We start from the raw sequence: 13,618 nt of genomic DNA, 5'->3' as shown, positions 1-13,618 counted from the left end.
GGATCCAGGAGCCTCACCCCGCTCGGGAGGACTGGCCGACGCGGCCGCTGATGGCGGGCATGGGCACAACTCAGTGATGTTGTGTCAGCAAGGAGTCGGGCTGACGCAGCTACGACCGCCTACACCAGCCGAGTCCCGGATCAAACACCGGGCTGAGACATCCCCCGCGGTAGCAGAGATGTGTGGGTTCACTACACAGGTGACAGATGAGTGGGGTTCATTGGTGACACCTGGGCAGACGACACGCCACCCCGCCACCAGCTACACCGCCCGACCCAAGGCCACCCCCGGGCAACGCCTAGATCCCCACAACCGCGTCCGCTCCGACCGCATCGGCATCGGCATCGGCATCGGCATCGGCATCGGCCGAACCCACGCCCGCACCCGCGAAACATCAACGCCGCCACCGGCGAACTTCTCCGCCAGCTAACCCTCGACCCCACCAGGGACTACCAACCCCGCAGCACCCCCTACCGGACGCCCAAAGAAAAAGTCCGAACCCTAAAGAGGGTTCGGACTATCCGATGTCTTGAGACATCACATGAGCGGTGGCGGAGGGATTTGAACCCTCGGACGGTTTTAGCCGTCACACGCTTTCGAGGCGTGCTCCTTAGGCCGCTCGGACACGCCACCGCCGAGCAGCTTACCGAACCACCCGCCGCTCACCCCAATCGCTGCCGGGCGAAGAACTCTTCGAGCGGCGCGGCGCACTCCGCGGCCAGCACGCCACCACGGACTTCGGGTCGATGATTCAGCCGGCGATCCCGCACCACATCCCACAGCGAGCCGACCGCCCCGGTCTTGGGCTCCCACGCTCCGAACACCAGCCGCGCCACCCGCGCCAGCACCAGAGCCCCGGCGCACATGGTGCACGGTTCGACGGTGACCGCCAGCGTCGCGCCTTCCAGCCGCCACCCGTCGCCCAGCTCGCGCGCGGCCGCCCGCAGCGCCAAAATCTCGGCGTGGGCGGTGGGATCGCCGTCGGCTTCACGGGCATTGACCGCCTGAGCCAACAAGGCCCCGTCGGGTCCGACGACGACGGCGCCGATCGGCACATCACGAGGTCCGGCCCTCCGGGCGACCGCCAACGCGGCGCGAATGAGCTCTTCGTCGGAAGAGATCACCGACCGAGACGGTCGATCACCGCCGACAACTGCTCGGCGAAGCCCATCTCTCGCGCAATCCGGCCGAGTTGCTCGTCTGCATACAGGTCACTCTCGTCGAGGATGACGCCCAGCACCGCCTCGGGCAGCCCGATGTCCGACAGCAACCCCAGGTCGCCTTCCTCGAACGGTTCGGCGTCCTCGAGGTCGTCGGGATCGATTTCGGCGTCCAGGCTGTCCAGCACCTCGGCGGCGATGTCGTAATCCAGCGCGGCGGTGGCGTCGGAGAGCAGCAACCGGGTTCCGGACGGCGCCGGACGCACGATGACAAAGAATTCATCGTCGACATCCAGCAACCCGAATACTGCGCCGGAACTTCGCAGCTCCCGCAGTTCGGTCTCGGCGGCCGACAAACTGGTCAGCGCTTTGGGGCCCAGCGGCGCGCAGCGCCACTTGCCCTCTTCGCGCACGACCGCGACGCCGAAGCCATCGGGGGTGTCCGTGGACGGGCCTGCTGCTGAAGCCCGTTGTGCTCCCATGGCCGCCTACGCTAGTCCCTGACCTGGCCGGTGGCCAGATGAAGCCATCCCAAGCAGGCCGCTACGGACCGAACTGTGCCAACCTTGTCTTTGTGGGGAAGACACCGGTGTGCGTTCTGGGGCTGGGTCTGATCGGTGGTTCGATCATGCGGGCCGCCACCGGGGCGGGCCGTGAAGTATTCGGCTACAACCGTTCGGTCGAGGGCTTTCGCGGCGCCCGGTCCGACGGGTTCGACGCTTCCACCGACCTCAACGAGACCCTGGCCCGGGCCGCAGCGCGCGACGCCCTGATCGTGCTCGCCGTGCCCATGCCGGCCCTGCCCAACATGCTGGCGCACATCGGCGAGTCGGCCCCCGACTGCCCACTGACCGACGTCACCAGCGTCAAGCAGGCGGTGCTCGACGAGGTCATCGCGGCGGGCCTGTTGCCGCGCTTCGTCGGCGGACATCCGATGACGGGCACCGCGCATTCGGGCTGGACGGCCGGTCACGGCGGCTTGTTCAACCGGGCACCCTGGGTGGTCAGCGTGGACGACCACGTCGACCCTCAGGTGTGGTCGATGGTGACGGAGCTGGCCCTGGACTGCGGCGCCGTGGTGGTGCCCGCCAAATCCGACGAGCACGACGCCGCCGCGGCCGCGATATCGCACCTGCCGCACCTGCTGGCCGAGGCGCTGGCGATCACCGCCGCGGAGGTCCCGTTGGCCTTCGCCCTGGCCGCCGGCTCGTTCCGGGACGCCACCCGGGTCGCGGGCACCGCACCGGACCTGGTGCGCGCCATGTGCGAAGCCAACACCAGCCAGCTGACGCCGGCCACCGACCGCATCATCGCACTGCTGGGCCGCGCCCGCGAGTCGCTGGCGCACAACGGCTCGGTCGCCGAGCTGGTCGACGAGGGTCACGCGGCACGCACGCGGTACGAGAGTTTCCCCGCTCCGACATCGTCACCGTCGTCGTCGGCGCGGACGGATGGCGTCAGCAGCTGGCCGCGGCCGGCCGGGCCGGCGGGGTGATCAGATCCGCTCTGCCAACCCTGGATAGTCGACGATGAAGCCGTCGGCGTCCACGACCACGGTCGTGTCTGCCACCGGCGACCGCAGCTTGATCGCGTCCAACCGGCCCTCGCTGGTGTAGCTCACGGTGGCGGCGTCGACCGTCATCTCCGGCACGTTCACATAGACCATCGGCAGCACGACCGAATCGGCCCGCTCGTGGATGCCCAGCCGCCGAATCGGAAGGGCATTGAAGAACGGGCTGAACACCAGGTCGACGTCCAGGGCGCCGTTGTATGCCGAGCGTCGCTCTCCCTGGTGGTCCGTGATCAACCACATGTTCTCTTCGTCACGGGCGATGGCGAGCTGGCGTTCCCGCTCAGCAAGCGAGACGGTCAGCCCGAACCGCTTGGTGGCACCCTTCTCGTCCGTCTGCAATTCGTAGAAGGCGCCGAAGGCGGGATTAGTGGCGGTGGCCGCGGCCACGATGCGGCCGTTGGCCTTTATTCTCTTGCCTGACAACTGGATTCGCACAGATTCCATGCGCGAGATGTCTTGCGCACGCCAGGTCAGCATCTGCGGCCAGGCGCTTGGAGTCGGATCAGAGGAGGCTGCGGTCACGTCTCTACCGTAGGACGTGTTGGTCAACCGCGGCGTGTTTGTCCCCAACTGCCGCATCACAGCCACGATCGCGCCTGCTCAACCGCCCACTGCCGGGTACCGAAGCCCACACCGCCAACGCCATCACGCCGTCGAGGACCAGCGCCAGTACCGCGACCATCAGCGCCCCGACCAGTGCGATGTGAAACTGCCGCTCCTTGATCCCGTCGATCAGATACCGACCCAGTCCACCCAGACTCGCGTAGGCGGCCACCGTCGCGGTCGCGACCACCTGCAGGGTCGCACTCCGCAGGCCGCCCAGCATCAGTGGCAGCGCGTTAGGGACCTCGGCGCGGAGCAGCACCTGACGTTCGGACATGCCCACGGCGCGCGCCGCGTCGACCACCAACGGGTCCACGCCGGCGATCCCCGCGTACGTGCCCGCCAGCACGGAGGGAATGCCAAGCAGCATCAGCGCCACGATCGGTGGCCCCAGACCCAGCCCGTACAGCAGCACCCCCAACAGCAGCACGCCCAGGGTCGGCAGCGCGCGCAGGCCGTTAACCGCACCCACCACGAGCAGTTGGCCGCGGCCGGTGTGCCCGATGACCAGCCCGACCGGAATGGCGATAACGGCCGATGCCAGCACGGCGAGCGCGGTGTATTCCAGGTGTTCGCAGGTGCGCGCCGCCAGGCCGGCCGGACCGGTCCAGTTGCCCGCGGTGGTCAGGAAGGAGAGCGCCTGCGCGATGAAGTTCACCGGGCGCCCCCCACGATCGGGGACCTGATCCGGCGGCCGCGCTCCCAGGGCGTGATCAGGCGGCCGGTCACGCTGATCAGCGAGTCGATGACGACGGCCAGCGTGAACATCGCGATGATCCCGGCGACGATCTGCTCGCTCTTGTTCATCTGGAATCCCGCGGTGAACCAGCTGCCGAGGCCACCGACCCCGATCACCGAACCGACCGAGACCATCGCGATGTTGGTGACCACCACCACCCGCAGCCCGGCCACTAACACCGGGATCGACAGTGGCAGTTCAACTTTCAGCATCCGGGCCAGTGGCCCGTAACCGATGGCGATGGCCGCGTCGCGCAGTTGCCCCGGAACCGCGTCCAGAGCTTCCAGGACCGCCCGCACCATCAGCGCGGTGGTGTAGGCGCTGAGCGCGACGATCACGTTGGCCTCGTCGAGGATCCGGGTACCGATGATCAGCGGCAGCACGACGAACAGCGCCAGCGACGGGATGGTGAAGATCACGCTGGCCGACACCGTCGTCAACCGGCGCAGCAGTGAAGCCCGCTGAACCAGCAGTCCGAGTGGCACCGCGATGGCCAAGCCGATCGCCACCGGTATGAGCGACAGGCGCAGATGAATGACGGTCAGCGCCCACGCGGTGCCCAGATGCGTCAACAGGTAGTGCATCAGGCTCGCCGCCGGACCTGCGCAGCTGCCAGCACGTCGGTGGCCAGTACGCCACCGATCACCTTCTCGGCCCGGTCCACGGCGACACCCACCGACGACGGCGAGGACAGCGCCGCGTCCAGCGCCTGACTGAGGTTGCCGTCGATGTGGAAGACCGAGCCCACCGCTGTCATGGCCTCGGCCAGGGGCTGACCGCCGCGGTGCCGGCCCAGTCCGTCGGCGTCGATCCAGCCCTGCGGTGCGCCGTCAGCATCGACGACCAACGCCCAGCCGTCCGGCAATGCGGCACCCGCCAGGTCGTCAGCCGGGATCGTGGCGATCTGGTGCACCGGCAGGCCGGCCGCGTCGATCAGCTGAAGCCAGCGGTAGCCACGGCCCAGGCCGATGAACTTGGCCACGAAATCATTGGCCGGGCGCGCGAGCAGTCGCGCCGGCTCGTCGTACTGCTGCAGGACACCGCCCGATCCGAACACGGCGACACGGTCGGCTAGCCGCAGCGCCTCGTCGATGTCGTGCGTGACGAAGACGATTGTTTTGCGCAATTCGCTTTGCAGACGCAGTATTTCGTTCTGCAGTGTGTGCCGGACCACTGGGTCGACGGCGGAGAAAGCCTCGTCCATCAACAGGATTGGCGGGTCAGCGGCCAGCGCCCGCGCCACGCCCACGCGCTGCTGCTCGCCACCGGACAGTTGCGCGGGATAGCGCGAGGCGAGTTTCGGATTCAGCCCGACGCGTTCCAGAACCTCATAGGCGGCGGCGCGAGCGGTGCGTCTGGACTGACCCCGCAGCACCGGCACCGTCGCGACGTTGTCGATAACCCGTTGGTGGGGCATCAGACCCGCGCTCTGGATGACATAGCCGATGCCGCGACGCAGCCGCACCGGATCAACCGTCGACACGTCCCGGCCGTCAACGGTGACGGTTCCCGAGGTGGGGTCCACCATCCGGTTGATCATGCGCAAGGCGGTGGTCTTGCCGCACCCGGAGGATCCGACGAACACGGTCAACTTGCCTTCGGGCACATGAAGACTCAGCCGGTCGACCGCCGTTGCGCCCCCGGGGAACACCTTGCTGACACTGTCGAAGGTGATCACGTCAGCGCTCGATCGGTCGATCGAAACCGTTGTCATGCACCCATTTACGAGCCGCCTGGTCGGGGTCGGCACCGCCGTTGCCGGCGACCGCCGCGTTGAGTTCGGCGATGCCCCCGGTGGTCAGCCGGGCCGAGACCGCATCCAGCACATCCTTGAGACGGTCCGACTTCTTCTGCGAGTTCACCAGCGGCACAATATTTCCGGCCAGGAAATTATGTTCGGGATCCTCCAGCGCAACCAGGTGGTCCTGCACCACGGCCGGCGAGGTACTGAAAATGTTTGCCGCTGTGGCTGTCCCGTCGACCAGAGCCCGCACCGTCACCGGGCCGCCTCCGTCGTTGATGGTGATGAAGTTGCCGGAACTGATGTCGAGTCCGTACTTCTGTTTCAGGCCGATCAACCCCGACGGGCGGGTCGCGAAGGCTGACGGCGCGGCGAATCTCACCTCGGCGGAATGGGCTGCCAGGTCGGCGATGGTCTTGAGATGCCATTTGGCGGCGGTCCCCGCGGTGACGGTCACGGTGTCGGTGTCGGAAGCCGGCGACGGCGTCAGAATCGAGAGATCACCGGGCAGGCGTTGGTAGAGCTGCAATTCGACCGCATCGAGAACCGTGGCCTTCGAGTCCGGTTCGAAATAGAGCAGTAGGTTGCCGATGTACTCCGGCACCAGGTCGATGGAGTGGTCTTTGAGAGCTGGGATGTAGGTCTCACGGCTGCCGATCCCCATCCGTCGCCCGACGTCGAAGCCGTTGGCATGCAGTGCCTGCGCGTAGATTTCGGCGACGATCTGCGATTCCGGAAAGTCACCCGAACCCACCACGATGGATTTCGGTCCGCCGGCGCCGGACCCGAACGGATCGGGATTGCCGCAGGCGGCCACCGGGTACACCACCAACCAGACAACCACTGCGGTCATTGCGCGCCGCAGCATTTTCACCCTGCCGAGACTACGTGCCCGCACCGCCACGGCGCGTGAGGAGTTTTCCTGTGATTTGGTTTCATTCCGCGCCGGATAGAGAAAGATGAACGTATGACCAGCACCTCTCCTGGCTCGGTTCCGCCGGATGTCCCTGGGCCCGACCATGCGCCGTCCCGCAAGACGCCGCCGCCGCAGTCCCGTCCGCTGCCGAAAGACAAGGCGTCCGCGTTCACCCGGGCCGGCGCCCTGTGGTCGTCGCTGATCGTCGGGTTCCTGGTCCTGATCCTGCTGTTGGTCTTCATCGCCCAGAACACGTCGCCCACCGCGTTCACCTTCCTGGGCTGGCACTGGACTCTGCCGCTGGGTGTGGCGATCCTGCTGGCCGCCGTCGTCGGCGGATTGATCACCGTCGCGGTGGGTACCGCCCGGATCATTCAGCTGCGCCGCGCGGCCAAGAAGAACTTGACCGCCGCCGTCCGCTAAGACAGCTTGGCGATCTCGGCGAGTCCGCGCGAGATCAGCGGCGCCACCACCTCGGGCGCGTCGTCGGAAGACTGGCCCTCGGCCTGCTCGGACATGCGGCGGCGGAAGTCGATACCCGCGGCGATGATGGCGAGCTTGAAGTAGGCGAGGGCCATGTAGAACTCCCACTGCCCCAGCGGCTGCCCGGACACCAGCGAGTACCGGTCGGCCAGCTCGTCGGCCGACGGCAGCAGCGGCGACGTCCAGGCGGCCGGGGTGTCGATGATCAGATCGAGCGCCGGGTCGCGGTAGACGCACATGAGCGCCGCGTCGCTGATCGGGTCGCCCAGAGTCGAAAGCTCCCAGTCGACTACCGCGCGAACGATCGTCGGGTCGTCGTTGTCCAGGATGGTGTTGTCGATCCGGTAGTCGCCGTGCACGATCGACGTCCGGCTCTGCTGCGGAATCGCTTGCTGCAGCGCCGAATGCAGGCGCGCGACGTCGTCGTCGCGGCGGTCCTCGGGTAACCGGACCAGGTCCCACTGCGAACCCCACCGGCGCACCTGGCGCTCCAGGTACCCGTCGGGTTTGCCGAAGTCGGCCAGCCCGACGGAGGCGGGGTCGATGCTGTGCAGGTCGACGAGAACCCGGATCAGCGAATCGACGCAGCCGTCGATGGCGCGGCGGCCGAGCGCTTCGAGTTGCGAGCGGCGGCGCACTACCTGCCCCTCGACGAATTCGACGATCTGGAACGGTGCGCCCAGCACCGTGTCGTCCTCGCACAGGGCGATCGCGCGGGCTACCGGCACCGCCGTGTCCTGCAGCGCGGCCACCACCTTGAACTCGCGGGCCATGTCGTGCGCAGACGGCGTCAGGCCGTGTAGCGGCGGACGCCGGACCAGCCAGCTCGTCGCGTCGTCATACACGCGGAACGTCAGGTTGGAGCGGCCGCCGGAGATGAACTCGCCGCGCAACTCACCGGTGCGCGGGATGTCCAGTGAACGCAGATACCCGTCCAGCGCAGCCAGCTCGAGGCCGTTGAGTCGGTCCACCGATGTCACCGCACTTGTTTACCAAAGCCCGGACGGCCGCGGGTCACCACCTTTGGTTTCGGGGCAGCAGGTCCCACACGTGCTCGGTGGCGTTCACCGTCGCCACCGTGGCCTGCCCGGTCCGGGAGAAGAGCAGCCGGGTCACCGAGGCGTAGTCGATAGGGAACGACAGCAGCCGGGCCGTGCCCAGTATTTCGTGCAGGATCACGTTGATCACCCCGCCGTGGCTGAATGCGGCGATCGTCTCGTCGGGGTCGGCGGCGGCAACCAGGTCGTCGACGGCGCCGCGCACCCGGGCGCGGAAGGCGTCCTCGTCCACGGTGCTGGGTAGGTGCCCCTGGGCCATGCGGGCCCACTCGTCCGGGAACTCGGTACGGATCTGCTCGATCGGAATGTAGGACGTCAGGTCACGGTCGTACTCGGCCAGTCGATCCTCGATGTCGATGTTCAGCGCGCGGGCCTGCGCCAGCGGCTCGGCCGTCTGAATCGCGCGCCGTTGCGGGCTGCTCACCACCCGCGAGATGGGAAACCGGGCAAGCGCTTCCGGCAACCGCGCGACCTGCTGTAAACCGGTCTCGGACAGGTCGGGATCGGCACCCTCGCCGTGTTCGCTGCGCAGCGGCAGCGCATGCCGGACCAGAAGCAGTTGCATGTGCCAAGCCTTGCATGCGGTCACGCGGCGACTTGCCGACCCGTGGAGAATGCTATTCTCCATACAGAGAGTGGGGTGTGCAGACAATGGTGGCTGCGAGCGGGATGGAATTGGATGCCGGCGTCCTCGGCCACTGGCTCGACTCGGCGGATGCGCCGGGGCACGGTGAGGAGCCCGTGCTGGAGCAGCTCAGCGGCGGATCGCAGAACACCCTGTATATGGTCCGGCGCGGGGCCGAGCGGATGGTGCTGCGCATGCCCGGCCCGCGCGCCGACGCCGCGCGCATCGACGGCTTGCTGCGCGAAATCCGACTGGTCCGGGCCCTATCCGGCACGGATGTGCCGCATGCGCAGCTGATCGCCGCCGACGAGACCGGCTCGGTGCTGGGTATGCCGTTCTACGTGATGAGCGCGATCGACGGCTGGAGCCCGATGGACGGCGGCTGGCGAGCACCATTCGACACCGACCTGACGGCGCGCCGCGAGCTGGCGTTCCAGCTCGTCGAAGGCGCGGCCAGGCTGGGCCGGGTGGACTGGCGCGCCCAGGGGCTCGAAGGCTTCGGGCGTCCGGACGGATTCCACGAACGCCAGGTCGACCGGTGGCTGGCCTTCCTCGATTCCTACAAGGTGCGCGAGTTGCCCGGGCTGGAGGAGGCAGCGGACTGGCTGCGCCGCAACCAGCCCGCGCACTACACGCCCGGGATCATGCACGGCGACTACCAGTTCGCGAACGTCATGTTCGCCCACGGGCCGCCGGCCCGGCTGGCCGCGATCGTGGACTGGGAGATGACGACAGTCGGCGACCCGCTGCTGGACCTGGCGTGGGCGCTGCTCGGGTATGACGGTGAGGAGCCCCGCGCCGGCGGGTTCTACCTCGACATGGCCGGAATGCCCCGCCGGGGCGAACTGCTTTCGCACTACGAGTCGATCAGCGGACTGTCTACCGAGAACATCGACTACTACCTGGTGTTGGCGAACTGGAAACTGGGCATCGTGCTGGAGAAGACCTACGCTGCGGGGGTGCGCACCGGCAAAGTCGACCCGAAGATCAAGGATGCGTTCGAGGCGATGATCCCGCAGTTGATCGCCACCGCCGCCGAGTTGACGAGGTCCTGAGATGGGTTACGCCGACCAGCTTTTCGACCTGACCGACCAGGTGGTGCTGATCACCGGCGGCAGCCGTGGACTCGGGCGCGAGATGGCGTTCGGGGTGGCGCGTTGCGGCGCCGACGTGGTGATCGCCAGTCGCAACATGGACAACTGCGTCGCCGTCGCCAAGGAGATCGAGGCCGAGACCGGTCGCACCGCCCTGCCCTACCAGGTGCATGTGGGCCGTTGGGATCAGCTCGACGGCTTGGTGGAAGCGGCTTATGACGCGTTCGGCAAGGTCGACACCCTGATCAACAATGCCGGCATGTCACCGTTGTACGGCAAGCTGTCCGAGGTCAGCGAAAAACTCTACGACTCCGTGTTCAACCTGAATCTCAAAGGCCCCTTTCGGCTTTCGGCTTTGGTGGGCGAGCGGATGGTGGCCGCGGGCCGTGGCTCCATCATCAACGTCAGTTCGGCAGGCTCGCTGCGCCCGAGTCCGGACATCATTCCTTACGCATCGGCCAAAGCCGGACTCAACGCGATGACGGAGGGTTTCGCGCGCGCGTTCGGCCCTACCGTCCGAGTGAATACTTTGATGGCCGGACCGTTTCTGACCGACGTCAGCAAGGCCTGGAACCTCGAGGAACGCGACACCGACATGTTCGGGCACCTGTCGCTGCGACGTGCCGGAAATCCCGTCGAAATCGTAGGCGCCGCACTGTTTCTGGCGTCCGACGCGTCCAGTTTCACCACCGGCTCCATCGTGCGGGCCGACGGCGGCATTCCCTAGTAGTCAGGAGTAATCGATGGCATGGGACTTCTCCACCGAGCCGGAATTCGAGGAAAAGCTCGCGTGGGTGCGCGATTTCGTACGTGAGGAAGTGGAACCGCTCGAGGTGCTGTTCCCGGGCTGCGAGTTCCTGCCGCTGAACGACGAGCGCCGGCGCATCGTCGACCCGCTCAAGCAGCAGGTGCGCGATCAAGGTCTGTGGGCACCGCATCTGGGTCCCGAACTCGGCGGTCAAGGGTTCGGTGCGGTCAAGCTGACGCTGATCAACGAAATATTGGGCCGCAGCCCGTGGGCGCCGATCATCTTCGGAACCCAGGCACCCGACACCGGCAACGCGGAAATCCTGGCCCGCTTCGGCACCCGCGAGCAGAAAGACCGGTACCTGGCCGGTCTGCTGTCCGGGGAGATTTTCTCCTGCTTTTCGATGACCGAACCGCAGGGCGGCGCCGATCCGCGGGTCTTCACCACCCGCGCCGTGCGCGACGGTGACGACTGGGTGATCACCGGACAGAAGTTCTTCTCCTCCAACGCCTCCGTGGCCTCGTTCTTCATCGTGGTCGCCATCTCCGACCCGGACGTGCCCGTGCACCACGGCGCGTCCACGTTCCTGATCCCGGCCGGGACACCGGGTCTCACCATCGAAGCCAACCACCATCTGGTCGGCGCGGACCCGCACGAACCCGGCCATTCACTGGTCCGCTACAACGACGTCCGGGTCGGCGCGGACGCACTGCTCGGCGAACCGGGCCAGGGCTTCCTGATCCTGCAGACGCGATTGGCGGGCGGCCGCCTGCACCACGCCATGCGCTCCATCGGCATGGCGCAGCGGGCCATCGAGATGATGTCGCGCCGGGCGAAAAGCCGCTTCACGCAGGGCAGTTCACTGGCCGACAAACAGCTGGTGCAGGAGTTCGTCGCCGACTCGCACACCGAGCTGATCCCCTTCCGGCTCACCGTTCTGCACGCCGCCTGGCTGATCGACAACGGCGACGAACGCGCGGCCCGCGCCGAGATCGGCGTCTGCAAGATACTTGCTTCCCAAGTGCTGAAATCGATTGCGCTGCGAGCCATTCAGGTGCACGGAGCCCTCGGGCTCAGTGATCAACTGCCGCTGGTCAACGTGCTACTCGGCGGCATCGCACTGGGCCTGGCCGACGGGCCGACGGAGGCGCACAAGGTCAACCTGGCCCGGATGCTGCTCAAGGGCTACCAGGCCGAAGAAGGCGACTGGCCCAGCGAGATGCTCGACATCCGCCGCGAGGCGGCGCGCAAGAAGTACGCCGGGCTGATCGATCGCGTTCCGGCACTTCCTGATTCACCGTGACCGATCGGGTGCGCGCGGCTGTGGGACGCGCCCTCGACAACCGGCAGCGCGAAGCCACCGAGGAAGTGGAGCGCATCCTGGCCGCCGCGGTACGGGTGATGGAGCGGGTGGCTCCCGAACCACCGCGCGTCAGCGACATCATCGCCGAGGCGGGATCGTCGAACAAGGCCTTCTACCGCTATTTCGCGGGCAAGGACGACCTCATCCTGGCTGTGATGGAGCGCGGCATCGCGATAGTGGTGTCTTACCTGCAGCACCAGATGGCCAAGGAGGCCCGGGCGGAAGACAAGGTGGCCCGCTGGATCGAGGGGACGCTGGCGCAGGTCGCCGACCCGCACTTGATCAGCATGAGCCGCGCGGTGGCCGGGCAGCTGTCGAACTGGCTTGCCTCCGACCGGGAGATGATGCGCCCGCTGCGCGATCTGCTCACCGCGCCGGTCACCGCGCTCGGTAGCACCGACATCGAGCGCGACGTCGAGGCGGTCTACGGTGGCACGGTCGCCATGATGCGGCGGTATGTGGGATCGGCTGACCGGCCGGGCCCGGAAGACATCGAGCACCTGGTGAAGTTCTGCCTGCTCGGGCTGGGAGTCCGTTGATGCGCGCCATCCTCTGCAATGCCTACGGCCCTCCGGAGGAGTTGGCGCTGGCCGAAGTTGCGGACCCGGTGCCGGCGCCTGGGCAGTTGCTGGTGCGGGTACATGCCGCGGCCGTGAATTTCCCGGACGTGCTGTTCATCGCGGGCAAGTACCAGATCAAGATCCCGCCGCCGTTCATCCCCGGCAACGAGATCGCCGGCGAGGTCGTGGCCGTCGGCACCGGAGTGACCACCCCGTTGGGTCAGCGGGTGTTCGGCACGACGTTCGGGGCGTTCGCGGAGTTGGCGGTGCTGGATGCGGCGACTGCCGCTCCGGTCCCAGACGGCGTCGACTTCGCCTCCGCCGCGGCGTTCGGCGTGACCTACCGCACGGCGTATCACGCGTTGCGCGCGGTCGCCCGCATCGCGCCGGGGGATTGGGTGGTGGTGCTGGGGGCGGCGGGTGGAGTGGGCCTGGCCGCCGTCGACCTGGCCGTGGCGATGGGCGCGCGGGTACTGGCGGCGGCGTCGAGCCCGAAAAAGCTGGACCTGTGCCGGGAGCGCGGCGCCGAGGCCACCGTCGATTACGACAACGAGGACCTGAAGCTACGCATCCGGGAGCTGACCGGCGACGGTGCCCGCGTGGTGCTGGACCCGGTGGGCGGATCGTATGCGGAGCCCGCGCTGCGCGGCCTGGCCCGCGGCGGCATGTTCGTCACGCTCGGCTACGCGGCCGGATCCATCCCGGCCATTCCGCTGAATCTGGTGATGCTTAAAGACATCACGGTTCGGGGCATGGAGATTCGCACCTTCGCCGACGACTATCCCGACGAGTGCGCCCGCGATATCGCCGAGCTCTCGCAGATGTTCGCCGACGGCAAGATCCGGCCCTACATCGGCGCGCGGTTCCCGTTGGCGGAAACCGCTGCGGCACTGCGCTTTGTCGCCGACCGCAAAGTGCTGGGCAAGGTCATCATCGACGTCGCCTGACCTGCGCG

At 67.4% G+C, this 13,618-nt stretch carries 16 protein-coding genes, 1 tRNA gene and 1 pseudogene; 8 read left to right on the top strand and 10 right to left on the bottom strand.

Annotation, left to right across the window (positions count from 1 at the left end; genetic code table 11):
• Positions 1–199 precede the first annotated feature (199 nt).
• Entirely contained in the window at positions 200–430 is a 231-nt protein-coding gene (locus ACNQS7_RS21450; protein WP_418014114.1) for a hypothetical protein, read from the top strand.
• A 116-nt stretch (positions 431–546) separates the two neighbouring features.
• Here the strand turns inward: ACNQS7_RS21450 and ACNQS7_RS21445 are convergent.
• The 3 genes from ACNQS7_RS21445 to ACNQS7_RS21435 all read right to left on the bottom strand — a co-directional run bounded on the left by ACNQS7_RS21445 (position 547) and on the right by ACNQS7_RS21435 (position 1,642).
• Positions 547–633: transfer RNA gene (locus ACNQS7_RS21445), tRNA-Ser, on the bottom strand.
• Between the two features lie 29 nt (positions 634–662).
• A complete protein-coding gene (locus ACNQS7_RS21440) occupies positions 663–1,121 on the bottom strand; it encodes a nucleoside deaminase (RefSeq protein WP_418016082.1) in 459 nt (152 codons plus the stop codon).
• Positions 1,121–1,642 (bottom strand): tRNA adenosine deaminase-associated protein, encoded by a 522-nt coding sequence (locus tag ACNQS7_RS21435; RefSeq protein ID WP_055580798.1) that lies wholly within the window; start codon positions 1,640–1,642, stop codon positions 1,121–1,123. The genes ACNQS7_RS21440 and ACNQS7_RS21435 overlap by 1 nt, the downstream gene beginning before the upstream one ends.
• A gap of 107 nt (positions 1,643–1,749) precedes the next feature.
• Here ACNQS7_RS21435 and ACNQS7_RS21430 point away from each other — a divergent pair.
• Positions 1,750–2,693, top strand: a pseudogene (locus tag ACNQS7_RS21430) (prephenate dehydrogenase).
• Here the strand turns inward: ACNQS7_RS21430 and ACNQS7_RS21425 are convergent.
• The 5 genes from ACNQS7_RS21425 to ACNQS7_RS21405 are packed head-to-tail and all read right to left on the bottom strand — an operon-like array spanning position 2,656 to position 6,684.
• Complete coding sequence (locus ACNQS7_RS21425; protein WP_156770924.1) at positions 2,656–3,255, bottom strand: putative glycolipid-binding domain-containing protein; 600 nt, start codon at positions 3,253–3,255, stop codon at positions 2,656–2,658. The pseudogene ACNQS7_RS21430 and the gene ACNQS7_RS21425 overlap by 38 nt on opposite strands.
• A gap of 4 nt (positions 3,256–3,259) precedes the next feature.
• Positions 3,260–3,994, bottom strand: a complete 735-nt coding sequence (locus ACNQS7_RS21420) for an ABC transporter permease (protein ID WP_418014113.1) — start codon at positions 3,992–3,994, stop codon at positions 3,260–3,262.
• On the bottom strand, positions 3,991–4,659 hold the full coding sequence (locus tag ACNQS7_RS21415) for an ABC transporter permease (protein ID WP_418014112.1): 669 nt from the start codon (positions 4,657–4,659) through the stop codon (positions 3,991–3,993). The genes ACNQS7_RS21420 and ACNQS7_RS21415 overlap by 4 nt, the downstream gene beginning before the upstream one ends.
• The gene (locus ACNQS7_RS21410) at positions 4,659–5,753 is read right to left on the bottom strand and encodes an ABC transporter ATP-binding protein (RefSeq protein ID WP_418016081.1); all 1,095 of its coding nucleotides are present in this window, start codon (positions 5,751–5,753) and stop codon (positions 4,659–4,661) included. Before ACNQS7_RS21410 ends, ACNQS7_RS21415 begins: the two co-directional genes overlap by 1 nt.
• 1 nt (position 5,754) lies before the next feature.
• On the bottom strand, positions 5,755–6,684 hold the full coding sequence (locus ACNQS7_RS21405) for an ABC transporter substrate-binding protein (RefSeq protein WP_418016080.1): 930 nt from the start codon (positions 6,682–6,684) through the stop codon (positions 5,755–5,757).
• 99 nt (positions 6,685–6,783) lie between these two features.
• On the opposite strand from ACNQS7_RS21405, the gene ACNQS7_RS21400 reads away from it, so the two are divergent.
• Positions 6,784–7,155: a LapA family protein gene (locus tag ACNQS7_RS21400; RefSeq protein ID WP_418014111.1), complete on the top strand. Its 372-nt coding sequence runs from the start codon at positions 6,784–6,786 to the stop codon at positions 7,153–7,155.
• Here the strand turns inward: ACNQS7_RS21400 and ACNQS7_RS21395 are convergent.
• The gene (locus ACNQS7_RS21395; protein WP_418014110.1) at positions 7,152–8,195 is read right to left on the bottom strand and encodes a phosphotransferase family protein; all 1,044 of its coding nucleotides are present in this window, start codon (positions 8,193–8,195) and stop codon (positions 7,152–7,154) included. The genes ACNQS7_RS21400 and ACNQS7_RS21395 overlap by 4 nt on opposite strands.
• A gap of 34 nt (positions 8,196–8,229) precedes the next feature.
• Positions 8,230–8,838, bottom strand: a complete 609-nt coding sequence (locus ACNQS7_RS21390) for a histidine phosphatase family protein (protein WP_418014109.1) — start codon at positions 8,836–8,838, stop codon at positions 8,230–8,232.
• Between the two features lie 86 nt (positions 8,839–8,924).
• Between ACNQS7_RS21390 and ACNQS7_RS21385 the strand changes: the two genes are divergently transcribed.
• From ACNQS7_RS21385 to ACNQS7_RS21365, 5 genes are read left to right on the top strand one after another with little or no spacing between them, the layout of a single operon-like run.
• Positions 8,925–9,953, top strand: coding sequence for a phosphotransferase family protein (locus ACNQS7_RS21385; protein ID WP_418014108.1), 1,029 nt, complete (start codon positions 8,925–8,927; stop codon positions 9,951–9,953).
• Between the two features lies 1 nt (position 9,954).
• Complete coding sequence (locus tag ACNQS7_RS21380) at positions 9,955–10,719, top strand: SDR family NAD(P)-dependent oxidoreductase (protein WP_418014107.1); 765 nt, start codon at positions 9,955–9,957, stop codon at positions 10,717–10,719.
• Positions 10,720–10,735: 16 nt separating this feature from the next.
• Positions 10,736–12,043 carry an acyl-CoA dehydrogenase family protein gene (locus tag ACNQS7_RS21375; RefSeq protein ID WP_418014106.1) on the top strand — a complete coding sequence of 436 codons (1,308 nt, stop codon included), beginning with the start codon at positions 10,736–10,738 and terminating at the stop codon, positions 12,041–12,043.
• Positions 12,040–12,642, top strand: a complete 603-nt coding sequence (locus tag ACNQS7_RS21370) for a TetR/AcrR family transcriptional regulator (RefSeq protein ID WP_418014105.1) — start codon at positions 12,040–12,042, stop codon at positions 12,640–12,642. Before ACNQS7_RS21375 ends, ACNQS7_RS21370 begins: the two co-directional genes overlap by 4 nt.
• Positions 12,642–13,610 carry an NADPH:quinone oxidoreductase family protein gene (locus tag ACNQS7_RS21365; protein ID WP_418014104.1) on the top strand — a complete coding sequence of 323 codons (969 nt, stop codon included), beginning with the start codon at positions 12,642–12,644 and terminating at the stop codon, positions 13,608–13,610. Before ACNQS7_RS21370 ends, ACNQS7_RS21365 begins: the two co-directional genes overlap by 1 nt.
• The last annotated feature ends 8 nt before the right edge of the window (positions 13,611–13,618 follow it).

The organism is Mycobacterium sp. 23, assembly GCF_048287075.1.
Taxonomy (GTDB): domain Bacteria; phylum Actinomycetota; class Actinomycetes; order Mycobacteriales; family Mycobacteriaceae; genus Mycobacterium; species Mycobacterium gordonae_B.
The sequence above is the reverse complement of the archived record's forward strand: the minus strand, read 5'-3'. Positions and strand labels throughout refer to the sequence as shown.